The organism is Microvirga ossetica, from assembly GCF_002741015.1.
In the GTDB taxonomy this organism is placed as follows: Bacteria; Pseudomonadota; Alphaproteobacteria; order Rhizobiales; family Beijerinckiaceae; genus Microvirga; species Microvirga ossetica.
The window spans coordinates 442,163-464,578 of the sequence record NZ_CP016618.1; the positions used below are offsets into that span (position 1 = coordinate 442,163).

At 61.6% G+C, this 22,416-nt stretch carries 22 protein-coding genes and 1 pseudogene; 13 read left to right on the forward strand and 10 right to left on the reverse strand.

What is annotated here, in order from left to right; genetic code table 11:
- Nucleotides 1-13: 13 nt before the first annotated feature.
- Entirely contained in the window at nucleotides 14-1,606 is a 1,593-nt protein-coding gene (locus BB934_RS36625; protein ID WP_099514659.1) for an ABC transporter substrate-binding protein, read from the reverse strand.
- A gap of 178 nt (nucleotides 1,607-1,784) precedes the next feature.
- Here BB934_RS36625 and BB934_RS36630 point away from each other — a divergent pair, with 178 nt between their 5' ends.
- The 6 genes from BB934_RS36630 to BB934_RS36655 all read left to right on the forward strand — a co-directional run bounded on the left by BB934_RS36630 (nucleotide 1,785) and on the right by BB934_RS36655 (nucleotide 7,520).
- On the forward strand, nucleotides 1,785-2,771 hold the full coding sequence (locus BB934_RS36630; protein ID WP_237050553.1) for a GntR family transcriptional regulator: 987 nt from the start codon (nucleotides 1,785-1,787) through the stop codon (nucleotides 2,769-2,771).
- On the forward strand, nucleotides 2,768-3,478 hold the full coding sequence (locus BB934_RS36635; protein ID WP_099514661.1) for a creatininase family protein: 711 nt from the start codon (nucleotides 2,768-2,770) through the stop codon (nucleotides 3,476-3,478). Before BB934_RS36630 ends, BB934_RS36635 begins: the two co-directional genes overlap by 4 nt.
- Complete coding sequence (locus BB934_RS36640; RefSeq protein WP_157934549.1) at nucleotides 3,460-3,981, forward strand: ketopantoate reductase family protein; 522 nt, start codon at nucleotides 3,460-3,462, stop codon at nucleotides 3,979-3,981. Before BB934_RS36635 ends, BB934_RS36640 begins: the two co-directional genes overlap by 19 nt.
- The gene (locus BB934_RS36645) at nucleotides 3,863-4,618 is read left to right on the forward strand and encodes an SDR family NAD(P)-dependent oxidoreductase (protein WP_099514662.1); all 756 of its coding nucleotides are present in this window, start codon (nucleotides 3,863-3,865) and stop codon (nucleotides 4,616-4,618) included. Before BB934_RS36640 ends, BB934_RS36645 begins: the two co-directional genes overlap by 119 nt.
- Nucleotides 4,615-6,009, forward strand: a complete 1,395-nt coding sequence (locus tag BB934_RS36650; protein WP_099514663.1) for a dipeptidase — start codon at nucleotides 4,615-4,617, stop codon at nucleotides 6,007-6,009. Before BB934_RS36645 ends, BB934_RS36650 begins: the two co-directional genes overlap by 4 nt.
- An 80-nt stretch (nucleotides 6,010-6,089) precedes the next feature.
- Entirely contained in the window at nucleotides 6,090-7,520 is a 1,431-nt protein-coding gene (locus tag BB934_RS36655; protein ID WP_099514664.1) for an aldehyde dehydrogenase family protein, read from the forward strand.
- A gap of 75 nt (nucleotides 7,521-7,595) precedes the next feature.
- Here BB934_RS36655 and rraA read toward each other — a convergent pair whose 3' ends face one another.
- Nucleotides 7,596-8,087, reverse strand: coding sequence for a ribonuclease E activity regulator RraA (gene rraA, locus BB934_RS36660; RefSeq protein ID WP_099514665.1), 492 nt, complete (start codon nucleotides 8,085-8,087; stop codon nucleotides 7,596-7,598).
- A 389-nt stretch (nucleotides 8,088-8,476) separates the two neighbouring features.
- The gene (locus tag BB934_RS36665) at nucleotides 8,477-9,136 is read right to left on the reverse strand and encodes a DUF7986 domain-containing protein (protein WP_099510067.1); all 660 of its coding nucleotides are present in this window, start codon (nucleotides 9,134-9,136) and stop codon (nucleotides 8,477-8,479) included.
- A gap of 45 nt (nucleotides 9,137-9,181) precedes the next feature.
- Here BB934_RS36665 and BB934_RS36670 point away from each other — a divergent pair, with 45 nt between their 5' ends.
- The 4 genes from BB934_RS36670 to BB934_RS36685 all read left to right on the forward strand — a co-directional run bounded on the left by BB934_RS36670 (nucleotide 9,182) and on the right by BB934_RS36685 (nucleotide 12,869).
- Complete coding sequence (locus tag BB934_RS36670; protein ID WP_157934550.1) at nucleotides 9,182-9,505, forward strand: transposase; 324 nt, start codon at nucleotides 9,182-9,184, stop codon at nucleotides 9,503-9,505.
- A 103-nt stretch (nucleotides 9,506-9,608) separates the two neighbouring features.
- Nucleotides 9,609-10,862, forward strand: a complete 1,254-nt coding sequence (gene istA, locus BB934_RS36675; protein ID WP_099514078.1) for an IS21 family transposase — start codon at nucleotides 9,609-9,611, stop codon at nucleotides 10,860-10,862.
- On the forward strand, nucleotides 10,859-11,731 hold the full coding sequence (istB, locus tag BB934_RS36680; RefSeq protein WP_099514429.1) for an IS21-like element helper ATPase IstB: 873 nt from the start codon (nucleotides 10,859-10,861) through the stop codon (nucleotides 11,729-11,731). The genes istA and istB overlap by 4 nt, the downstream gene beginning before the upstream one ends.
- A gap of 70 nt (nucleotides 11,732-11,801) precedes the next feature.
- Entirely contained in the window at nucleotides 11,802-12,869 is a 1,068-nt protein-coding gene (locus tag BB934_RS36685; protein ID WP_157934551.1) for an IS701 family transposase, read from the forward strand.
- Between the two features lie 396 nt (nucleotides 12,870-13,265).
- On the opposite strand, the gene BB934_RS36690 is transcribed toward BB934_RS36685, so the two are convergent.
- Nucleotides 13,266-13,460: a hypothetical protein gene (locus tag BB934_RS36690; RefSeq protein WP_099514668.1), complete on the reverse strand. Its 195-nt coding sequence runs from the start codon at nucleotides 13,458-13,460 to the stop codon at nucleotides 13,266-13,268.
- Nucleotides 13,461-13,825: 365 nt separating this feature from the next.
- The gene (locus BB934_RS36695) at nucleotides 13,826-14,530 is read right to left on the reverse strand and encodes an IS6 family transposase (RefSeq protein WP_099514669.1); all 705 of its coding nucleotides are present in this window, start codon (nucleotides 14,528-14,530) and stop codon (nucleotides 13,826-13,828) included.
- 127 nt (nucleotides 14,531-14,657) lie between these two features.
- Here BB934_RS36695 and BB934_RS36700 point away from each other — a divergent pair.
- Nucleotides 14,658-15,688, forward strand: a pseudogene (locus BB934_RS36700) (IS110 family RNA-guided transposase).
- Nucleotides 15,689-15,934: 246 nt separating this feature from the next.
- Here BB934_RS36700 and BB934_RS36705 read toward each other — a convergent pair.
- Nucleotides 15,935-16,645: an IS6 family transposase gene (locus BB934_RS36705; RefSeq protein WP_099514670.1), complete on the reverse strand. Its 711-nt coding sequence runs from the start codon at nucleotides 16,643-16,645 to the stop codon at nucleotides 15,935-15,937.
- Between the two features lie 319 nt (nucleotides 16,646-16,964).
- The gene (locus BB934_RS36715; RefSeq protein ID WP_099514671.1) at nucleotides 16,965-18,206 is read right to left on the reverse strand and encodes a DUF2254 domain-containing protein; all 1,242 of its coding nucleotides are present in this window, start codon (nucleotides 18,204-18,206) and stop codon (nucleotides 16,965-16,967) included.
- A 755-nt stretch (nucleotides 18,207-18,961) separates the two neighbouring features.
- Between BB934_RS36715 and BB934_RS50315 the strand changes: the two genes are divergently transcribed.
- Together BB934_RS50315 and BB934_RS36725 are read left to right on the forward strand one after the other, a co-directional pair.
- Nucleotides 18,962-19,093, forward strand: a complete 132-nt coding sequence (locus tag BB934_RS50315; protein WP_257792381.1) for a helix-turn-helix domain-containing protein — start codon at nucleotides 18,962-18,964, stop codon at nucleotides 19,091-19,093.
- A gap of 436 nt (nucleotides 19,094-19,529) precedes the next feature.
- Complete coding sequence (locus BB934_RS36725; protein ID WP_099514672.1) at nucleotides 19,530-19,886, forward strand: lysozyme inhibitor LprI family protein; 357 nt, start codon at nucleotides 19,530-19,532, stop codon at nucleotides 19,884-19,886.
- A 128-nt stretch (nucleotides 19,887-20,014) separates the two neighbouring features.
- Here BB934_RS36725 and BB934_RS36730 read toward each other — a convergent pair whose 3' ends face one another.
- The 3 genes from BB934_RS36730 to BB934_RS36740 form a co-directional block, all read right to left on the reverse strand.
- Complete coding sequence (locus BB934_RS36730; RefSeq protein WP_418294804.1) at nucleotides 20,015-20,713, reverse strand: IS6 family transposase; 699 nt, start codon at nucleotides 20,711-20,713, stop codon at nucleotides 20,015-20,017.
- A 100-nt stretch (nucleotides 20,714-20,813) separates the two neighbouring features.
- Nucleotides 20,814-21,827: a magnesium/cobalt transporter CorA gene (corA, locus tag BB934_RS36735; protein WP_099514674.1), complete on the reverse strand. Its 1,014-nt coding sequence runs from the start codon at nucleotides 21,825-21,827 to the stop codon at nucleotides 20,814-20,816.
- Nucleotides 21,824-22,174 (reverse strand): hypothetical protein, encoded by a 351-nt coding sequence (locus BB934_RS36740; RefSeq protein WP_099514675.1) that lies wholly within the window; start codon nucleotides 22,172-22,174, stop codon nucleotides 21,824-21,826. The genes corA and BB934_RS36740 overlap by 4 nt, the downstream gene beginning before the upstream one ends.
- Nucleotides 22,175-22,416 lie beyond the last annotated feature (242 nt).

Below are 22,416 nucleotides of genomic sequence, written 5' to 3' on the forward strand. Positions count from 1 at the left end.
CCGGGCCACTGCCTTACTTCTCGACGTAGGCTGCCTCGAACAGGTTGTTGCCGAGCGGGATCTGCACGAACCCCTTGGCATTCTTCCGGAAGGCAACCGGATAAGGCGTCTCGTAGAGATAGATGATGGGGGCCGCGCTGTTGTAGATCTCCTGGATCTCCTTGTACTGCGCCCTGCGGGCCTCCAGGTTGTTCTCCTGCTGGCTCTTGAGGAACAGCTCGTCGATGCGCTTGTTCTGGAAACCGGAGTGCAGCGACTCGATGTTCGGGAAATAGGCGAAGTAGGACGTGATCTGGCTCGGATCGGAGATGTCGTTTGTCCAGGCTGACGTGCGGCACTGGAAATCGCCCTCGCGGTAGCGCGCCGTGCGGGTCGCGTTGTCAACCTGGTCGATCCGGAGCTTCACTCCGAGCTGGCTCCACATCTGCTGAACGGCTGTGAGATTGTTTGTATCGTCGCCATTGCCCGAGAGAGCAAGGCACGACATTTCGAAGCCATTGCCGAAGCCCGCTTCGTTCATCAACGCCTTAGCCTTCGCCGCATCGTTGTTGTAGAGCGGCGCCGGACCGTAGAAGAGGGGCGTCGTCGAGGACATGAACGACTGCAGCGGCTTGCCAAGGCCCAGGGTCGTGATCTGGATGACGGCGTTCTTGTTGACGGCATAATTGAGCGCTTGCCGCACCTTCTCGTTCGACAGCGGGTTGGGCTTGCCGTCCTTCAAGGTCGGCCTCACGTTCATGGTCAGGTAGGCGACACGCGTGGAGGGCCAGAGCTCCATGCGAAGATTGGGGTCGTTCTTCAGTTCCTGGACCCGGGCATAGGGAATGAACTCCGTGCCATCGATCTCACCGGCCTTCAGCTTCAAAAGGCGCGTTGCGTCGTCGGGAATGGTTTGGAATTCGAGCTCATCGAGATAGGGCAGAGGTTTCCCATCCTCGCCCTGTTTCCAGTAATACGGATTGCGCTTCAGTTTCATCGAAACGCCGCGCTTCCACTCCGTCATGAGGAAAGGACCCGTGCCGATCGGCTTTTCGGCGAAAGCCTTGGCCTTGTCTTCCGGGCTTGCTCCGGGAGTCGCTTCGAACAGCTTCTGGGGCAGGATCGCGCTATTGAAGGTGGCAAGGGCCGGAAGGATGGTCGGATCCGGATGCTTCAGCCTCAGGACGATCGCTCCTGGATCCTTGACCTCGATGGAGTCGATGGATGAAAGGGATGAGTTCCAGGCGCCGGCCTTCGGGTCGCGGGCGCGGTCGAGGGACCATTTTACGTCCTCGGTGGTGAGCGGGGTTCCGTCGGCGAATTTCACATTCGGCCGCAGGCTGAGAACGACGGATTTCCCGTCATCGGTCAGGTCCCACTTTGTCGCCAGGCCCGGCTGGACATTTTGACCGTCCGGTGTTGGTGCAAGCAGCGTGTCGTAAAGGTTCGTCAAGACCCAGATATCGACATTGGCGTCGTTCAGAACCGGGTCTAGGAAAAGAGAGTCGGCATAGCGCCCGTAGATCATCTTGCCGCCGCGTGTCGCGGCCTCCACGGCCGTGCCGGCAAGTAGAGAGGCAGCTAATCCTGCTGCGGCCAGTCCAAGCTTTGGAAAGAGCGATCCCATCGTGTTTCCCTTTGCGTTCTGGAAGGCATGTTCTTGTGTTATAGCCTACTAGGATGCTAAGTGTTTACCATACGCAAAGTCAATCAGCGGGACCATGGCTTTGATGGGAAAAGCGGAGGGGGGCTCAACCTCCCGTGCTAGCCGCCTAGAACAGCAGCTTGGCGCGCCAATTATAGGCATGGTTGCCGCCGCATTGGACAGAACCCTTCCTGTTCCCCTTGGGGTCCAGCTTCGCGGCCTCATTGAATATGGGGTTGCCTGCGGTGAATTCGCGCCAGGAACCCAGCTTCCCTCCGTCCGGGAATTCGCCGAAGCGAGTGGGCTGGCGCCGATGACAGTCTCCGGAGTCTACAAGACGCTGCGCGAGGCTGGCCTGATCGTGACCCGTCCGGGGGCCGGCACCTTTGTGGCCCAGCCTGCTCGGGACACGGTCCAGACGATCGATGCCATGCAACGCATCGAAGCCAGCATGGACGCGCTTCTGGCGGAGGCCGAAGCGGTGGGTGTCGCGGCGGATGAACTCGCAGCCTTGCTCAATGCCCGGATTGCCCGGGTCAAGGCGCGCAAGCTCCGGCCGGTCCGGATCACGATGGTCGGCGTGTTCAAGGAAGCCACCAGGGCCTACGCGGCCGACATCCGGCGCCAGCTGCGGGATCACGACGTGATCGATCCGCTCACGATCGATCAACTGCGCTCCTCCCCGGAGCGCAACGGACGCACCGACCTTTACGTGACCTTGGCCAATCGGCGCCAGGAGGTTGAGGCTCTGGTCACGCCAGCCAGCCCTGTCATCAGCATCAGCTTCATCCCGTCGGAGAAAACCCGCACGCGTCTGGCCGGCATCGACCCGGTTGCGCGCATCGGGATCGTCTCGGTGTTCCCTGAGTTCCTGGCCTTGATGAAGCCAGGTGTCCTTCGGTTCACTCCGCATGTACAGAGCGTCGCAGTCGCGTTGGCTGACGACCCCGATCTGAATGCCTTCCTCAATCGTGTCGATGTGGTGGTCTACGCCACGGGCGCCGAAGGCGTGCTCGATCAGGTTTCGCCAAATGCTCAAGCGATCGAGTACCGGCATGTGCCTGATCCGCATGCGGTGCAGCGTGAGCTTCTCCCCGTCATCGAGCGATTGCGCGCCGGCCTGCCTCTAAAGGAGACTTCAGCTTGAAAATTGCGGACATGAACTGGATGCAGGTGGAGGCCTACCTGCGAGGAGATGATCGCTGCGTTGTTCCGATCGGTTCGACGGAACAGCATGCGCAGCTTTCCCTCTGCGTTGATGCCATTCTGGCGGAGCGGGTCGCCGTCGAGGCGGCCGAGCCCCTGGGCACTCCGGTCTTTCCGGTGATGCCTTACGGACTGGCTCCGTATTTTATCGCCTTCCCGGGCACTGTGTCTTTGCGTGTGGAAACTCTGCTCGCCGTCATGCGCGACGTGATCGCCTCCGTGCGCCATGCAGGGTTCCGCCGCGTGCTGATCGTCAACGGCCATGGCGGAAATGCCCCTGTGGGTGCATTGGCCCAGGAGCTGATGGCGAAGTACACCGACATGTCGATCAAGTTCCACAACTGGTGGAGTGCGCCGAGGACATGGGCGGAGGTTCAGGCCATCGATACATCAGGATCGCACGCCAACTGGATGGAGAACTTCCCTTGGACGCGTCTGGCGAATGTCTCACATCCCGAAGGCCCCAAAGCGCCGCCGGATCGGGAACTCATGCGCGTCTCACCGCCTGAGGAGGCTCGGCGCCTTCTGGGCGACGGCAGCTTCGGAGGCAACTATCAGAAACCGGACGAGGCGATGCTCAAGGTCTGGGAGGCGGGCGTCCTGGAAACCCGTGAATTGCTGGAGGGACCATGGCCGGGGACGCGCTGACCGAGCCGGTCGTCATCTGGGGAGCGGGAGCCATCGGAGGCACACTCGGCGCCTATTGGGCGAGAGCGGGCGTGCCCGTCCTTCTCGTTGATCTGGACGTCGACCATGTCGAGGCCTGCCGTACGCAAGGCCTGCAGATTGAAGGGCCGATCGACACTTTCACCCAGGTCATACCGGCCGCGGCGCCGGGTGAGCTGGCAGGCACCTACGGCAAGATCGTTCTCGCTGTGAAGGCGCATCAGACAGTTGATGCGCTCGCTGCCCTGAAGCCTCACCTTCGCGAGGACGGCTATGTCCTGTCGGCTCAAAACGGGCTCAACGAGATCACGATTGCGCAGACCATCGGCATCTTTCCTTCAACACTCTCAAGGGGCTTATCGCCACATGCAAATCCGTCTCGACCACCGTGTAGTCATTGTCACCGGTGCTGCCCAAGGGATTGGGCGCGCCATCGCGAAAACCTTCCTCGACGCGGGCGCTCGTGTCCATCTCGCCGACATTGATGCGGCCGGTCTGCGACAGGCTGGGGAAGAGCTGGGAGCTTCTGTTCATGTGGGGGATCTCTCGGAGCGCCAGGCCGCAGCGGAACTCGTTCGGTCGGTTGCCGAAGCCGAAGGACGGCTCGATGGTCTTGCCCTTGCGGCGGGTGGCGTGCGTGGTCAGGTCGGGCGTGCCATCGAGGAAATTTCAGAATCCGACTGGCACGTGTTGTTCAAGGCGAATGTGGATGGAGCGTTCTGGCTCGCGCAAGCCGCAGCCCCTTACATGAAGAAGGCCGGCTGGGGCCGGATCATCACAATTTCGTCGGGCGCAGGTCTGAGGCCGAGCCTGACGGGCATCCAGGCCTATTCGGCAGCCAAGCACGCGCTGGTCGGGTTGACGAAGCAGCTCTCATGGGAGCTCGGACCGTTTGGGATCACCGTCAATTCCGTAGCGCCTGGTTTCGTCCTTTCGAACCCCACAACGGAGCGTCAGTGGGATTGCTATGGCCCGGATGGGCAGAAGCGGCTGCTCGAATCCATTCATACCAAACGGCTGGGCAGGCCTGATGATATTGCCAACGCAGTCCTGTTTCTGGCGAGCGAGCAAGCCTCCTGGATATCAGGCCAGATTCTGTCCGCCGATGGAGGGCGCTCATGAGCGATCCTGTCCTGGCTCGGCTCAAAGCCGACCGCGAAGGCATTCTGTCGCGCCTTTATACCTTCGTGCGCCATCCATCGGTTGGAGCCGATCCTGCCTATGCGGATGGCATGCGAGGCGCGCAGGACTTTCTACTCGACCGCCTCCAAGCGCTCGGCCTTCGCAAGGTCGAGCGTTTGGAGGCGGGCGGCCAACCCGCTATTTATGGGGAGTGGCTCGGCGCTCCAGGCAAGCCGACCTTCCTGATCTATGGCCACTACGATGTTCAGCCGCCGGACCCGTTCGAAAAGTGGTCCTCGCCTCCCTTCGAGCCGACCCTCAGGAACGAGCGGATCTACGCCCGTGGGGTCTCCGACGATAAGGCCCCAAGTCACATCGCCCTGGAAGTCTTAGGCGCATTCCTTCAAGAGGAGGGAAGTCTACCGGTCAATGTAAAGGTGCTGCTCGAAGGCGAGGAGGAAACCGGTAGTGCGACGCTCGGCGCCTTGTGCCGGTGCTATGCCGATCTGCTCGCCGCTGACGCGGTCATCTCGGCGGACGGCGCGCGATGGCGCGCGGATCTCCCGACGATCACGGTTGCGTCTCGCGGCAATGCGGGCTTCGAGTTCACCGTCACGACGGCCAGCAAGGACCTTCATTCCGGTCGCTATGGCGGAGCGGTTCCGAATGCACTTCATGTCATCGCGGAGCTGATCGCATCATTCAGAACTCCTGAAGGCGGCATCGCCGTGGAGGGCTTCTTCGATGGTGTCGAGCCGCTTCAGGAACAGGAGCAGTCGGCTCTGGCGCAGATCCCGTTCGACGAAGAGGCATTCTACGGTCAGCTTCGGACCGCGCCGAATGGCGAGCCCGGATACACGACGTTGGAGCGCCTGTGGCTTCGTCCGACACTCGAGGTGAACGGTCTGTGGGGTGGATATACAGGGGCCGGCAGCAAGACCGTGATTCCGAATGAGGCCCACGCCAAGATCACGATGAGGCTGGTGCCGGGGCAGGACCCGGAGCGGCTGGTGGAGGTCGTGAAGAACCATCTGCTGCGCCAGTCCCCCAAGGGGACCACGATCACGTTTGGTGCGAAGCGAGGCGGTTCGCGAGCATATCTTTTTCCGGCCGATCACCCTCTGCTCGCGGCAGCCGAGCAGGCCCTGACAGAGACGTTGGGGACCCTCCCGATCAGGGTCCGCATGGGGGCGACGCTCCCCATGACCGACATTATGGCTCGCGAGCTCGGTGTGCATACCGTGATGTTTTCATTCTCAATCTCGGATGAAGACTATCACGCTCCCAACGAGTTCTTCCGCCTGTCTTCCCTCGACGACGGCCTGACAGCTTGGGTGAGGCTGCTGCGCAAGGTGGGACAGCAGGGCAAGGATGAGTACCGCCGACAGTAGACGGTCATAACGCATTCGGGCGACGCGGTTTCCCGTTCGCCGTCGAAAAGACATTGTACACAGAGGATTGGAGACAGGACGTGCCGCATTATCATCAATTCTATATCGACGGGCAGTGGGTCGAGCCGGGCCAGCAGCGGCGGATCGAGGTCGTCAATCCGGCGACTGAAGAGGTGTTCGCGACGATCGCGGCGGGCGACGCGAGCGATGTGGATCGTGCCGTGAAGGTAGCGAGACGGGCTTTTGAATCCTATGCTTGGACGAGCCGCGAGAAGCGGCTTGAGCTGCTGCAGACGATTGTCGACATCTACAAAAAGCGTACGAACGATCTTTCCGAGGCGATCTCCATGGAAATGGGCGCACCGCTAGCCTTTGCGCGCGAGCGCCAAGTGCCGGCGGGTCTCGGTCATCTGCAGCGCAGCATCGAGGTTCTGAAGAACTACGAGTTTGATGAGACGATCAACAATACGGTCATCTCGCGCGAGCCCATCGGTGTATGTGGCCTGATCACGCCGTGGAACTGGCCTCTCAATCAGATTGCCTGCAAGGTCGGTCCAGCTCTGGCGGCGGGTTGCACAATGGTCCTGAAACCCAGCGAAGTCGCGCCGATCTCAGCGCTCATTTTCGCAGAGATCCTGCATGAGGCCGGCGTTCCGGCCGGCGTGTTCAATCTCGTGAACGGTGATGGGCCGACGGTCGGGCATGCCATTTCGAGCCATTCTGATATCGATATGGTGTCCTTTACCGGCTCGACCCGTGCCGGCATTCTTGTCGCGAAGGATGCCGCCGATACCGTGAAGCGCGTGCATCAGGAGCTGGGCGGCAAGTCGCCCAATATCCTGCTCGATGACGCTGATATCGAAGCCGCAGTCGCCCATGGAGCGAGGGCATGTTTTGCCAATAGCGGACAGTCCTGCAATGCTCCGACCCGCCTGCTCGTTCCGTTCGACCGGCAGGAGCAGGCAGCCGCAGTTGCCAAACGCATCGCCGAGGAAACCCTTGTGGGCGATCCGAGATCCGACGCAACTGTCATCGGACCCGTCGTCAGCCATATCCAGTTTGAGCGCATTCAGAACCTGATCGAGAGCGGCATCCGGGAGGGAGCCACACTTGTGACCGGCGGACCGGGGAGACCCGAAGGGTTCAATCGGGGCTACTACGTGCGTCCCACTGTGTTCTCGAACGTACGCAATGACATGCGGATCGCCCAGGAGGAAATTTTCGGACCGGTTCTGTCCATCCTTCCGTACAAGGACGAAGAAGAGGCGATCCGCATCGCGAACGACACCGTCTATGGCCTCTCCAGCTATGTCACATCGGCAGATTTGGATCGAGCACGGAGAGTCGCTCGACGCATTCGGGCGGGCATGGTCCACCTGAACGGTTCGCGCGGCGACGGTGCGGCTGCCTTCGGCGGTTACAAGCAGTCCGGCAACGGTCGCGAATGGGGCCGGTTCGGCTTCGAGGAGTTCCTCGAAACGAAGTCCATGTTCGGCTACGTGGGATCGTAAAATCTATTCAATCGAAGGCGATCCGGTTTCCTGGTCGCCTTCCAAAGATGGATAGGTCTGACCCGATAGGACGAATTATTCGGCGAGCCACAACGGGCGGGAGCTGACGATGACCCCATCCAGATCACAATAGACGAACCGGCCTGGTGCAAGCTCCACGCCGCCGATTTGGATCGGAATGCCGACCTCACCGGTGCAATTGAACGTGCCGCGGATAGGAATTGTGCCGAGGGCCATCACACCGATATCCATGGTTGCGAGAACCTCAGTGTCTCGTAGGGCACCATACACAATCACGCCGGCCCACCCATTCTCGATAGCTTTCGTCGAAAGTCTGTCACCGAGAAGGGCTACTCGGGTAGAGCCTCCTCCATCGACGACGAGAACCCGATCATGGCCTGGCCGCTCGAGGCATTGTCTGATTAGCCCGACATCCTCGAATGTACGGATGGTCTCAATCCCACTGCCGAAGGTTCTCCGTCCTCCGAACGTCCGAAACTGCACTTGGACAACCTCTAACTCTCCCGCAAAGGCATCGCATAGGTCAGCCGTTTTGAAACTGCTCATTGTGTGCACCACTAGTTGGAGGACATCCTGATGAGAGGATCATCGACATAATCAGAGCTGATCCAGACAATTCTACAGAACGATTTAGCGACGTCTAACCGGAATAGTAACCTTTGCGCGAATGTCTCCTTCTGGCACGGAGCTGATGTAAACGGACATTCCGCAATATGCGGGAAACTGGACGTTCCTGAACGGCACGGCACTTTCCAGTTTGAGCTGGTTCGGACCTTCCGTTGCCAATGACGAACCTGCCCATGTGGTTTGGCAGCAGGTGTCCGTTGGCATCTTGGTGTGAGACGTCGGCATGAGCGTTTCCAAGCACTTAGCTTTGAGCATCAAATTTTAGCTCGACTTTGGCCAATTTCGCGGGCCAGTAGGCCACCTGCGGGTCAGTCCGGATCGGCAAATCTCACAAGGCTCATGAGCGCGTCCATTACGGCAATCCGATAGATTGCGGTAGCAAACCGGCGATCATTGGCAATTGCGTCGGCATCGCCATGCACGCGCTCCAGCATGGTGTCGAACACCTCCTCCATCATCTCCACATCCACCGGCACGACAACCCCACACGTCATCGCAAAGGCCTCCGGAGTACTCAGCCGCATCGCCAGCGATGTGCCAGGATGAGCCGTCTGCTCCAGATGCTCATCGACCAGCCAAACCTCTTCCTGGCGCATGAGATCCAGCACCACCAAGCCGGCCGTCTCGTGGCGACGCTCAACCCGCCAGACCGAGAAGCGGGCCCGCAGCAGAGCCTGCAGCATCACGTCCTCATCCGAGCCGGGCACCACGACAGCGTTGCGGGTATAGCGGTCCATCCCGCGCGAGCGGCCCGGCGGGGCGGTGTAGAGAGCCAGGTCGTAGGCCAACGTCACCTCGTCCAGGCTCTCGGCCACCAGCATCTTGCCAGCCGTGAGCCCCAGCCGGCGCGCCTGCTCCATCAGGGCCGAATCCGGTACGCAGCGAAGAGCCTCGTTGTGATGGTGGGTGCTGATCGCGCGGAGATGACGATAGCGCGTCAGGATCTCGGTCCGACCCATTTCGGCCATGGCGACCTCCCAGGCTCTTGAGCCTGATTGTGGGAGATCGTGGCCATGCCCGTCCAGCCCCATGTTCCTGACCTCCTGTCCACCTGGCTGGCTCCGTTCCGGTCCGGCCTGACCGGACCAACCTTCCGCCATGCCCTTGTGCTCGTCCTGGGGGCTCTTCTCACCCCGGGCCGTCGCACCGTCACGGCCATGCTCACCGTTGTTGGCCTCGCCCGCACCCGCAGCTTCACGAACTATCACCGTGTGCTCAACCGCAACCAGTGGTCCAGCCGCGAGGTGGCGCGCCGTCTGCTCGGCCTGCTGGTGGCAGCTTTTGTGCCGACCGGGCCTGTTGATGCCGGAGTAAAACTCCCCAGACCTGCCGATTGAATTTTCCCCAGGTGAGAGCGGTGGCCAGTTGGTTTGGCCGTCTCGGGGAAGACGGGCAGGCCCTCTTCGCTGATGCTGCTCCTGATGATCAGGAGGGCATGCGGTGATCCAGCTTGGGGAGTTAGTCATGATCCTGGATTGGCACCGGCAGGGCATGTCGGTCTCAGCCATTGCCCGACAGAGCGGCCTCGATCGCAAAACCGTGCGCAAGTATATCCAACGCGGCCTGGAGGCTCCGGCTTATGGCCCACGCAAGCCGCGTCAGACCGTCATTGATCCCTTCACCGGCTACTTGCGCGAGCGGGTGAGCGCCTTCCCGGGCCTGACCGGAAGCCGCCTGTTCCGCGAGATCAAGGAGCACGGCTATGCCGGGGGCTACACCGCCGTCACCGACTTCCTGCGCGAGATCCGCCCCACCCCGTCATCCTCCTTCGAGGTCCGCTTCGAGACCGCGCCCGGCCTGCAGGCCCAGGTCGACTTCGCCCAGTTCCAGGTCGTGTTCGCCGACGAGCCTACAACCCCGCGCATCGTCTGGCTGTTCTCACTGGTGCTCGGCTACAGCCGCCTGATCTGGGCCCGCTTCGTGCTGCATCAGGATCTGGCCACCGTGCTGCGCTGTCACGTGGCGGCTTTCGAGGCTTTGGGCGGAGTGCCGCACGAGGTGCTCTACGACCGCATGAAGACCGTGGTCACCGGCGAGACCTCTCCCGGCGGCATTATCTACAACCGCGCGCTGATCGACCTGGCCCGGCACTTCGGCTTCCATCCCAAAGCCTGCCGCCCGTACCGGGCCAAGACCAAAGGCAAGGTCGAGCGGCCCTTCCGCTACATCCGCGAGGACTTCTTCCTGGCCCGCTCCTTTCGCAATCTCGAGGACCTGAACCGGCAGCTGCAGCACTGGCTGTCCACCGTGGCCAACCCGCGCGTTCATGCCACCACGCGCCGCGTTGTCATGGAGGCCTTTGCCGAGGAGCATCCCTTCTTGCGGCCTCTGCCGCTGGCCCCCTTCCGGTCCGTCTTGCGGCTGGAGCGGCGGATCTCGCGCGACGGCATGGTCAGTGTCGGCGGCAACTTCTATAGCGTGCCCGATGCCACACGCCGGCGCGTGGTCGAGGTCCACACCCTGGCTGATGAGATCCGCATCTTCGAGGAGGGTGAGCTGATTGGCGCCCATCCCGTTCTGGAGGGCCGCCACCAGCGCCGGGTCGCGCCGGGCCACCGCAAGAGCTTTCCCGCACCGCAAAGGCGTGAAGCCAAGGTCGCTCCGGTCGGCCGCACCGGCGACGTGGTCGCCCAGCGCTCGCTCGCGTTCTACGACGCGGTCGCCCGTCACCTGGCCCGGGAGACGCGCGCATGAGTGCGCCCCTGGAGCTCATTCCCACGACCCTGGAGCGGATCCGTCAGGATCTGGTTGGCCTGAAGATGCCGCGCGCCCTGGAGGCGCTCGATGCCATCGTGCGTCGCCTCGAGCAGGGCGAGATCGGTGCGCTGGAGGCGATCGACACGCTGCTGTCCGAGGAATTGAGCCTGCGCGAGAACAGCCGCATCAAGACCGGCTTGCGCATGGCGCGGCTGTCGACGATCAAGACCTTGTCGGGCTTTGACTTCACCTTCCAACCCTCGCTCGACCGGGACCGCATCCTGACCCTGGCGCAGTTGGGCTTTATCGCCCGCTGCGAAGTGGTGCACTTTCTTGGCCCGCCCGGCACCGGCAAGAGCCATCTCGCCATCGCCCTGGGGGTAGAGGCGGTCAAGGCCGGCAAGAGCGTGTACTTCTGCACGCTGGCGGATCTGATCGGCATGCTGGCCCGCGCCGAGCGTGAGGGGCGTCTGCCGGAGCGGATCCGGTTCTTCTGCCGGCCTTCGCTGCTGATCGTTGACGAGATCGGGTACCTGCCCGTGGTGTCCGGCGGGGGCAACCTGATCTTCCAGCTGGTCAACGCCCGCTATGAGAAAGGCGCCATGATCCTGACCTCCAATCGCGGCTTTGCGGAATGGGGCGAGGTTTTTGGCGATCCCGTTGTGGCCACGGCGCTTTTGGATCGCCTTCTTCACCATGCTGTGGTGGTGCAGATCGAAGGCTCGAGCTACCGGCTGCGGCAACACGCCGAACTGATGCCCGAGCATGTGCGCTCCAAGGCGCTGATCACGCCACCCAATCCGGTGTCCGTCTCCCGTCCGCGAGGTCGGCCTCCGAAAAATGGTCCCGAGCCCCTGGGGACGTAAGCGGCAGAAGTGGGGAATTTTACTTCGGCGCTTCTGGGGATGATTCACACGGCATTGACACGGGCCAGTGGTGATTGGCCTGGATGACACCCTTGAGCGTCGCTGGGGTGCCCGGATCAGGGCCCGTGGCATCTACCGGGATCCGGTCCGCTCCTCCCATGGCCACTTCGTCAAAGCCTCGGGATTGCGCTGGCTGTCCATCATGATGCTCGCTCCCATCCCGTGGGCCGGTCGCGTGTGGGCCTTGCCCTTCCTGACGGTGCTGGCGCCCTCCGAGCGCTTCTCGCGTGAGCATCGCCAGCGTCACAAGGCGCTCACGGACTGGGCCCGACAAGCCCTTCTCCAGGTCGCCCGCTGGCTGCCGGACCGGCGCCTCGTGGCAGTGGCTGATCAGAGCTACGCGGCGATTGAGCTGCTGAACGCGGTTCGGCATCGCCTGTGCATGATCACGCGCCTGCGCCTGGATGCGCGCCTGTTCACGCCGGCTCCGCGCCGTCGGCCCGGAACCCGAGGACGCCCTCGCGTTGTTGGTCAACGTCTTCCGAGCCTGGCCGAACGCCTGGCCAATCCCAAGACGGCGTGGCGGCAGGTTTGGGTCGACGGCTGGTACGGCGGTGGCGAACGCCTGATTGAGTTCATCTCGGGCACGGCGATCTGGCACCATCCCGGCAAGCACGTGCCGATCCGCTATGTTCTGGTGCGGGACGTGGCCGGCCTCCTCAAGCCACAGGCGTTTCTGTGTACGGACCTGCAAGCCGATCCTCTTGAGATCGTGCGCTGGTTCGTGCGGCGCTGGAGCACCGAGGTGACCTTTGCCGAGGCTCGCAGACACCTGGGGATGGAGACGCAACGCCAATGGTCGGACAAGGCGATCGCCCGCACGACACCAGCCCTGCTGGGGCTGTTCTCGCTGGTCAGTCTCTGGACCGCTGACCCCGCCATTCGGCGCTTGGCTCGCCCGCAGTGTGCCGCTTGGTACAATAAGCGCACCATCACCTTCAGCGATGCTCTGGCGGCCGTCCGACGCTCGCTCTGGGCCGCCGCAGTTTCTGATGCGTCACGCCGGCCCGCCAACATGACAAAAGGCCAAATCGATGTTCTGAAGCGATTGACGGCGACACTCTGCTATCCAGCATAAATGACCAAAGTCGAGATTAGAATGTGCATTTAAATTGAGAACGCGAGGTGCTTTGGACATTTCTTTTGAGACAATCGCCGCCCAACGTTAGCTGCCAATCTCAAGGGTAGAGCTCGCGATACCAGAGAGCGCAGCGCTTGGAATTGGCACTTAGAGTGAGCCAATGGATCGCCCGTTTGTCTCACTATTGATGTCCAAACCCATCAGAAGCCCGATTTTCTCATTCCAAGATGTCAGCTAACAGCGGCGGCATTTGGTGGCGAAGAAAGTGTTGAGGGGCTGTCCATCGGCACGCAGGCTCGGCTCCTGGTCCTATGACGAACTGCGGGCGCGACCGGCCGCAAGTCTCATCGGCATGAAGGTGGCTGGCGCGTCGGAGATTGCAAGGGGGAATGATTATGCCTTTGGCGTCTCGGGAGTGTCCCTACCGTCCGGTTCTTCGTCACGGTGTGTATCAGGCGTGATCTGGCAGCTCGGCGATGACCGGGTGATCTTGGGAGGATCACTTGCGGGAAACGTGCCTTCCAGCTTGAAGTCCAGCTCCCTGTCGAGAGCTTCAAGCTCGGTTTCAGCTTTTGGTGCTTTCGACATTCGCTGCCTCCACAAGGTCTTCAGCTCAATACAGCTCCGAAGGGCAGATGGCCCACCGAGCCATGGTCACAAGGATGCCTGGGACATAGCCCGTATGCGAAGGTAACTCCGCACAATGTTCAGAGAAGTGGTATGGCGGAAATGCGGCGTGCCGTCGTGAAACCCTGAACGCCTGCGCAGGTTGCTCCAGGCCTCGAAGTAGCACAGACCGCCCGGATCATCTCGATGTCGGCAACGATTCCGTGCTTCGCACAGAAGGCCGGCAGATGGGGTGCCACCGCCACTACTCGAGCCGGTACTGTCAACTTGACGGCCGAGTAGACAAAGCTGTCGCTGGCGCAGCCATCATGCTGGTCTACATCAGCCTACGAGGGCAGCCCAGCAACCTCGCGCCAGGTAGCAAAGGCGTGGTCTCGGGCGGCTCGGTACTCACTGGCCGAAAGGCGATGGCGGCGGAGCTGGAAGTGGTTGTGGATCGGAGTGTTAATAGAGAGAAACTGCTGCGCATGCCGGACGGACTTGAACCGCCTCATGTGTCGCTCGCGCCTTCGCGTGGGCTGGTGCGAGACCTCACAGCGATTGTTGAGATACCGGCTCTGCCGATGCTCGACGCCCGGCAGGATCTCGCGTTTGGCGGCACCATAGGATCCAAGTTTATCGGTCACGATGACTCTGGGCACATAGCACAAACCCTTCAGCAGCTTGCGGAAGAAGCGCTTGGCGGCCGTCTTGTTGCGGCGACCCTGCAACAGTACATCGAGCACGTTTCCGTGCTGATCAACGGCCCGCCAGAGATAGTGCAGTTTGCCTCGGATGCGGACGAACACCTCATCCAGAAACCATTTGTCTCCGGGCTGTGGCCGGCGCCGCCTGAGCGACTTCGCGAAGGTCCGTCCGAAGCGGAGGCTCCATTCGCGGATGGTCTCGTAGCTGACCACGATGCCTCGCGCCGCCAAGATCAGTTCGACTTCACGCAAGCTCAGGCTGAAGCAGTGATACAACCAGACGGCTTGGTTGATGATTTCGGCCGGAAAACGGAAGCCGCGGTAAGGATTGGACATCGTGCTCATGTCTGAGACCCTGCCATAGGTGCCGACCTATGCCAACTTGATGGAGTGGACGCTCCCTGCTCACCGGCATCAAAGTGCCAAAGGGTGGTCGTCATGAAGATCGCCACAAGGAGAGGGAGCGTCCGCCATGCAGATTACCACAGTCGGCCTGGATCTGGCCAAACACATCTTCCAGGTGCACGCCGTTGATGACGCCGGGCAGGTCGTGGCTCGCAAGAGGCTGCGCCGCCCGGAGATGCTGCCGTTCTTTGCTGTCTGAGCCCGTGCCTAATCGGCATGGAGGCGTGCGCGACCTCTCACAACTGGGCCCGTGAGATGACCAAGTTGGGGCATACAGTCAAGCTGATGACGCCGGCTTACGTCAAAGCCTATGTCAAACGCGGGAAGACCGACGCGGCCGACGCCGAGGCAATCTGCGAGGCCGTGACCCGCCCGAGCATGCGCTTCGTACCGGTCAAGTCGGGTGAGCAGCAGAGCGTCTTGATGCTCCACCGGGTGCGAGCGCTTCTGATCCGCCAGCGCACCATGCTGATCAATGCCCTGCGCGGACACTTGGCCGAGTTCGGGATTGTGGTGGCTCAAGGCGTCAGCCGCATCCGCGAACTCATCACAGTCCTCACGGACGAGAGCCCGGATGCTCCACTTCCTCCGCTGGCCCGGCGGGCTCTGGCGCCTCTGGTAGATCATCTGATTGATCTGCAGCCGCGGATCCGAGCGCTTGAGGGCGAACTGCTGGCCTGGCATCGCCAGAGCCAGGAGAGCCGGCGGCTCGAGACGATCCCAGGCGTGGGCTTCATCACCGCCACGGCCCTTGCGGCGACTGCGCCCGATCCGTCCCACTTCCGCTCCGGCCGGGAGTTTGCCGCCTGGCTGGGACTGACCCCGCGGCCGAACTCATCGGGCAGCAAGGAGCGGTTGGGGCGGATCTCCAAGATGGGCGATGGCTACCTGCGAACGCTGCTGGTGGTCGGGGCTACCGCTGTCATTCGCTACGCCCGAACGAAGACAGCGGCGGACACCGCTTGGATCAACAGTCTGCTGACGAGGAAACCAGTTCGGCTGGTCTCTGTGGCTCTGGCTAACAAGACGGCTCGGATCGCCTGGGCACTCCTGGCCAGAGGCGAGGTCTGCCGATCTGCTGCACCGGCTGCCGTATGAGCGCTGCCATGGGTTGAAGTTCGTGGTTTGGGAAGGGTGATGAATGACGTGATGCAAACCGGTAGAGCCGGGATCAGGCAAACCCGAGGTACTGTCAGAGCTTCGAGCTCGTCAACTTGTGAGGGACCTGATCTGCGGACTTACATCAGGGCCCGCGGCCACACGAGCCGCACTCACAGGCCGTAGATATGACGGCATCGTCAACTTAACGGCTTGAAATAGGTCTGCCCCTCCTGGAGCGTCAGATCAGAGGCCAGGGGCGAAACCCGAGACTTCGGCCCAGACTCGAAAGGCGTGAGCTCGGGCCATACGATGATCGGCAGCGTTGGTGTTGGCAGGACGGCGGAAGAGGTTTGCAATCTGATCATGAACGGAGAGAAAGCGTTGCGCCTGCCCGGCTGATTTGAAGCGCTTCATGATGCGCTCGCGTCGTCGGGTCGGCTGATGGCTGTTTTCCGCTCGATTGTTCAAGCCCTTATGCTGCCGATGCTCCACGCTGGGCATCACGGCTTTCTTAGCCGCGGCATAGCTGGCGAGTTTGTCCGTGACCATTACGCGCGGTGCCATGCCCTGCTTCTTGAGCAGCTTCCTCAGCAAGCGCTTGGCAGCCTTGGCATTGCGCCGGCTCTGGACCAGGATGTCGAGCACGACCCCATGCTGGTCCACAGCCCGCCACAACCAATGCTTCTGGCCAGCAATGCTGATCGCGACTTCATCAAGATGCCATTTGTCTCCGGGTGTGGGCAGGCGCCGGCGGATCTGGTTGGCAAAGCTCTGGCCGAATTTCATTGCCCACTTCCGCACGGTTTCGTGGCTGACCTGGATGCCGCGGGCGGCGAGCATCTCCTCGACCATGCGCAGGCTCAAGGGAAACCGAAAGTACAACCACACGGCATGTCTGATCACTTCGGCGGGAAAGCGGTGGCGGGCGTAACGAGGAGGACGGGTCGATTTCATCCCCCACGTATGACTCCATGTGGTCACTGCCGCGTTAACCTGACGGTGCCGTCGGGCTTTGGTGGAGACCTCCATCAGCCGCCTCAAACGAGTAATCGGGGATGCGCTGCGCTCACGGACGGAACCCCGCCGCGCGACGGAAGTGGCCATTGCCGTGAGTGCGTTAAACCGCATGCTTGAGCTTGGACGCCCGAAGTCCGTCCGCATCGCCTGAAGTCGGGCTACGGGAGCATTCAATGCGTGCACAGCTTGATCCGTGCAACAGAGCGGTACATGGCAAACGATTTGCGACAGACCTAAAAAGAATGACACTTGAACATCAACCGAGTCCGCTAGGATCGCTTCGTGAAGAATTGATGCGGTCACTAACCTCGCTCATCCGGCTTCCAATACCCGACTGCAGTAGATCAAGCTGCTCTTGCAGCGAGCACTTGCGTTCGAGCGGAGCTATAGTCAGCAAGTCCTCGAGCGCCGCGCGCAGACGACGTGCAACTTGCGGCGACCCCGCACCGGCCATTCGGATCTCATCGAACGCAAGGTGGACATAGTCCTCCCAAGCCATCGACGGCGTTATCAAGCGCACCTCGCCTCTCTTGTCCCGGTAGCGACCGTCGGGGAAGGGGCGCGGTGCGAGTTGACGGAGGCAATCATGCAGCCGGTCAATTGCCTGTACCGCCGTCGTCGGATCGAGGAACGGTCCGTCTGACAGCGACCGCTCGGCAATGTCGACGAGCAGTCGCAGACCGTAGGCCATATCTTGATCAAGGGTCCGCTCAAGGCCGAGTTCGATGGAGCGTATTGCGGCGCTCACGTTGAGTCGCTCGGTTGGACCCGCAATCTCGAGGAGTGTTGCACCTGCCGGCACAAACTCGCCCAATGCTGGCCGGAGCGTCAGGACGCAGTCGCCCGCCTCGGCAGTCAGTATTAACGCTTCGTGGTCTATCTGAGTGATCACACCGGAGTGGCGCGCGCAGATCGCCGGTCCCTGCAACTTTGATGTCGCCCCAACATCTGCATAGAGCTTATCGAGCAGCTTGCGTGTATCGTTGCCAACAAGCTCAATCAGTGCCGACACCCTTAGTGCGCGTCCGATATGATTTACATACCAGACCAGCACTATGATGCTGATGACGATCAGCACGAACGCGACGACAACCGCGACTCCCGGAACTACGCCTTGGCCTTCAGTTTGCACCTCACGGAGCGCCAGCATAGCGTGCGCGAAAGTACCGACGAAGATTCCAATTGCGAACTGGCTAGGCTTGTCCTGCAGGATGCGTTGGACAATCCGTGGGGAGAATTGACCCATAGCGAGCTGCACGACGACCATGGTGATCGTCAGTACAAGTGCTGCGAGACTGACCATTGACGCCGCTATAGTGCCCAAGATCTCGATGGCAGCGTCCGGCCCGCCACTGATCGATTGCGGCACGAGCCCAAACTCGTATGCCTTGTCAATCGCAATCGTGCCAAAAGAGAGGGCAACCCCAGCCAGCACACACATAAGCGGAATAAACCAGAGGCCCTTATGTAAGCGAAGAAACGGTCTGACGAGGCTCAAGGTGCGCTCCTTCGTGACATCGTGCCGGCTCTTCTTCGCGATGTGGAGTGGCCACGATGATCGCCGACTTGCGATCTCGTCCCGCACGATGAAAATCCGGTCTGCCTGTGTTCGAGACCAGTGTCCAGAACGGCCTGGTCCTCGTTCTCAAAGGGTGCCCGCTCCTGCGTTTGCACCGTCATTCTTGATGACCCGGCTCACCGGATTTCCACGAGTGGGCTGCCGGCAGTTCCGGTGCCCTCGTTCCGCAGCAGCCCGTCAGGCGAACTAGAACAAACCAAGAACATAATGGCGAATGAACCTGTGTCAAGCATGGGAATAGTAGATCCGAACCCTCACAGGATGGGCCGGGCACAACCACTGGAGAAAATAAATGGAAACTTCAGGCCCTGGGTCCGGTCGTGGGGGCATTGCCAAGGGAGTGACCGTTGAGCCCATCAAGGTGAGCGATGAAAGACACCACCCTCGCCGGTTGATCGCCATTGAATAAGACGCCGCCACGCACCTGATCCGGGCTTTTGGACTGGATCTTCAACCTGGATCGGCATGGCGCGCGATTGGGCTTCCGGCCGCGCGCATTGCTGATCGCGGTCAACCCGGCCCGATGCACGTGCCCCAGGCTTGAGAGCCCGGGGCATGGTCTCATGGGGATAAAACGTCAGAGTGAGTCCGATCAAGCGGCCCGACTGACACGCTGAAGCGAGTCCTCCGCTTGAGCCGTGACGATCCGACTTGCCTCATCGGCGAGCTGCCGCGTGAGGTCCGCTATCCGCCTGCGGAACTGGGAGCAGAGCCACCGCAAGCCGCAGGGACCCACCCGCGTGCTCCTGGCGCTGCTCGACCGCAACCCGAGGATCGTCGAGGAGACGCTCGGGAGGATCGGTTAGCTGGGGACATCGGCCTGGGAGGCGCACCTCGTCCGCGCTTTCGCGGCGGACGCCGACCGGCAGGGCCTCGACGCTGTGGTCCCGGCACCAGGGGAAGCGGTGGCGTCCGCCCGAGAAGGCTATCTCCCCGCCCGCGCCGAGGCGCCGCGCTAGGCCTCGTCGACGAGGGCGACATCGACTCAGACCACGGGATCGGGCTCGACGGATCGACGAGACGGGAGCTTGTGCATCCGTTTCAGGTCGACGAGCAAGGACTTGGGCAAGAGGGTAACGCACGAGGGTGCTCCGGCTGAGGGCCGTCCCAGGCATGGTCTTCAAAGACGACACCGGTTTCATTCTTCCTTAAGCCTGATCCGAACAAGAGCCATCCGCCACGGAGCTTTCGCCAGCTTGAATGGTTCTCCCTGTAGATGAAATCCCTTTTGAGGATGGCCCGATGCCCGGAAAAACTCTCTGCCTCACCGCTCTTTCAATCCTGCTGCTGACGGCAGCATGGCAGCCCGTACGCGCCGCCAGCTTCGACTGCACCAAGGCCGAGGCGGCCGACGAGGAGGCTGTCTGTGCCGATCGCCATCTGAACGGTGAGGATGCTGAGATGTCCGTCCTCTACACTCAACTCAAGCCTCTTCTCGGCATGGGCTCTCGTGGCGACCTCGATGAAGCACAGGTAACCTGGCTCAAACGGCGCGCCGGCTGCGGGGACAATCGTGTTTGCCTGAGCAAAGCCTATTCCGACCGGATCTTGCAGCTGAGAGGAGGCTTCGAGGCACTCGCCAAACGCAGTCCTTCCTGATCACGCTGGCAACGGAGGCGGCTTGGGTTCGGTTCAACCCGACACATCCTTTGATGTTGGCCTCGGCAACAGATGGCTCCGTTGCAGTAACATGGAAAGGGCATGACGAACCCGCCCGCACGCTTTCTTCAAGCGGCAAGACCAAAGAGCTGGTTGATGAGACGGACTTCGCCTGCCACTCCTGGCTGTTGCAGAATGCAGTGCCCACGGCGGATCATTCGCATCACCTCAAAGCCTTTGATGGTGGCATAGCCTGTTCTCGTGCTCTGGAAGCCGCGGGTCGGCCGGATCACACGCTTGAGCGCTCCATGATCCGCCTCGATGATGTTGTTCAAGTACTTCGATGTCCGATGCACGACCACTTCGTGCAGCAGCCCTTCATTCTGCAAGCGCCGGATTGCCTTCGGATAAGAAGCCAATTTGTCGGTCGTGATGGATGAGGGAGGATAGTCGCTCATCGCCCTCAAGGCTTTGCGCAGGAAGCGGTAAGCCGCGCCAGTATCACGCCGATTGGACAGCATGGAGGCGATCAGCTGACCGTGTTTATCGACGGCGCGGAACAGGTACTTCCACTTGCCTCCCACACGAACGTATGTCTCATCCACTCGCCATGAGCCTGAACGATGTCCCTGGTATGGTCGCACCCGCTTCTCAAGCTCCGGGGCATAGCGTTGGACCCAACGAAAGATCGTGCTTGGATTGACGCTGACACCGCGCTCGGACATCATTTCAGCGAGATCGCGATAGCTGATCCCGTACTTGCAGTACCAGCGCACGCACAGCAGGATGATCGCGACCGGAAAACGGCGGCGCTCGAACATCGACAACAGGATGGCTCCCCGATTAGGCATCCCTCGCTACACTGCCAAGGTTAATGCAACGGTGCCGGATTCAGGGAGGAGTCTGTTATCACCCCAACATAACCACCTAAAGCCACCCGTTCTGGCGGAAGCGCCAATACAGCCCCCCGCAGACGGCCACGATGGCCATCAACACAAGGACATAGCCGTAGTGCCAGTGCAACTCGGGCATGAACTCGAAGTTCATGCCGTAGATGCCGGCCACCGCCGTCGGCACCGCCAGGATGGCCGCCCACGCCGCCAGCTTGCGGGTGATCTCGTTCTGCTGGGCTTGGCCCGTCATCAAGCTGGCTTCGAACGCGAAGGCCAGCACCTCACGCAGAGACTCAATCTCCTCCTGCACCCGGCGGATATGGTCGGAGACGTCTCGAAAGAGCGGCTGCATCGCGGCATCGATCCCCGGCAGCCCAGGCTGCTCGAGACGCCGGCAGACCTCCACCAGCGGCACCGCGGCATTGCGCAGGCGCAGCAGGTCCCGGCGGAGCTGGTAGAGACGCGCGACCTGGTTCTGGGACGGGACAGAGGTCAGAATGCTGTCCTCGATCTCCTCCACCTCGGCCTGGATCATCTCGATCACGGGCATGTAATGGTCGACGATGAAATCGAGAATGGCATAGAGGATGAAGTCCTCGCCCTCCGAAAGCGTCTTCGGAGCCGCCTCGCAGCGTGCACGGACCGGCGTGTAGGTCGTCGAGGCGCCATGGCGGACGGAGACCACGTAGCCGCGCCCCACGAACAGGTGGGTCTCGCCGAAGGTGATGCGTCCCTCGAGCATCTGGGCCGTCCGGGCGATGACGAGCAGGGCCTCGCCATATTGCTCGAGCTTCGGGCGCTGATGCGCCTTGAGCGCGTCCTCGATCGCCAACTCATGCAGGCCGAACTGCGCTTGCACCTTCCTCAGAACATCGAGGCCGGGCTCGTGCAGACCGATCCAGACCACATGCCCCGGCTTATGCGCCCACTCTCCAGCTTCCTCAATGGCGATATCGGCCACGCGCCGGCCGCCCGCGTAGGCGGCCGAGGCGACCACGCCGGGGATGCCCCTGGGCTGGATCGAAGCGAGCTTGAGAGCCTCCGTCATAGCCTAGTGTCCGCGAAGTCAACGTTCCTGAACGCCGCGCTGGCCGTGTCCTCGATCCCGAGCGCGGGAAAGGCGGCGTCGGCACCGAGCACCGCGAAAGACGCGAGGAGAGACATGATGAGCATGCCGATCGTGTGCGGCAGCTTGATCACCCGGTGGTTGACCCATCCGAAGGCGGCCGAGGCGAACAGCAGCAGAGGCGCAATCTCCGAGGGAGTCATTCCGTGCCCTGGCAGGTTCGTCATTCTCTCGTCCTTTCCGTTCTCGTCTTCCGTCCGGCCGGGGACTTCCGCCGGTCGATCGGTCTGCCCGACCGTTCCTGAGGAGCCGGCCCTCGAGTGCCGCATGGCCGCGTCGCCTCTCACTCGCGGCATTCGGCAGCAGAGACTGCCGGGCAGCGAGTAAACGAGTGACGGCAACGCTTTTTGCGGGCCAAGAGCTGGAGAAATCAGGCTGCCCGAGCCTTTTCCATGGGCCACGTATTTGCATGATCCTGTGCGCGCCAAGAGTCACTCGGATTGCAACCTCGCCCATCCAGCGTTGGTCACGCTGCGCGGCTCGTGAGGAGATCATCCAGGGCGGAGACGGT

Bases quoted from the DNA above. Each gene is read 5' to 3' on its own strand.
- BB934_RS36625 (WP_099514659.1), bottom strand. From the start codon at position 1,606: ATGGGATCGCTCTTTCCAAAGCTTGGACTGGCCGCAGCAGGATTAGCT.
- BB934_RS36630 (WP_237050553.1), top strand. From the start codon at position 1,785: ATGGTTGCCGCCGCATTGGACAGAACCCTTCCTGTTCCCCTTGGGGTC.
- BB934_RS36640 (WP_157934549.1), top strand. From the start codon at position 3,460: ATGGCCGGGGACGCGCTGACCGAGCCGGTCGTCATCTGGGGAGCGGGA.
- BB934_RS36645 (WP_099514662.1), top strand. From the start codon at position 3,863: ATGCAAATCCGTCTCGACCACCGTGTAGTCATTGTCACCGGTGCTGCC.
- BB934_RS36650 (WP_099514663.1), top strand. From the start codon at position 4,615: ATGAGCGATCCTGTCCTGGCTCGGCTCAAAGCCGACCGCGAAGGCATT.
- rraA (WP_099514665.1), bottom strand. From the start codon at position 8,087: ATGAGCAGTTTCAAAACGGCTGACCTATGCGATGCCTTTGCGGGAGAG.
- BB934_RS36665 (WP_099510067.1), bottom strand. From the start codon at position 9,136: ATGGCCGAAATGGGTCGGACCGAGATCCTGACGCGCTATCGTCATCTC.
- BB934_RS36670 (WP_157934550.1), top strand. From the start codon at position 9,182: ATGCCCGTCCAGCCCCATGTTCCTGACCTCCTGTCCACCTGGCTGGCT.
- istB (WP_099514429.1), top strand. From the start codon at position 10,859: ATGAGTGCGCCCCTGGAGCTCATTCCCACGACCCTGGAGCGGATCCGT.
- BB934_RS36690 (WP_099514668.1), bottom strand. From the start codon at position 13,460: ATGTCGAAAGCACCAAAAGCTGAAACCGAGCTTGAAGCTCTCGACAGG.
- BB934_RS36695 (WP_099514669.1), bottom strand. From the start codon at position 14,530: ATGAGCACGATGTCCAATCCTTACCGCGGCTTCCGTTTTCCGGCCGAA.
- BB934_RS36705 (WP_099514670.1), bottom strand. From the start codon at position 16,645: ATGAAATCGACCCGTCCTCCTCGTTACGCCCGCCACCGCTTTCCCGCC.
- BB934_RS36725 (WP_099514672.1), top strand. From the start codon at position 19,530: ATGCCCGGAAAAACTCTCTGCCTCACCGCTCTTTCAATCCTGCTGCTG.
- corA (WP_099514674.1), bottom strand. From the start codon at position 21,827: ATGACGGAGGCTCTCAAGCTCGCTTCGATCCAGCCCAGGGGCATCCCC.
- BB934_RS36740 (WP_099514675.1), bottom strand. From the start codon at position 22,174: ATGCGGCACTCGAGGGCCGGCTCCTCAGGAACGGTCGGGCAGACCGAT.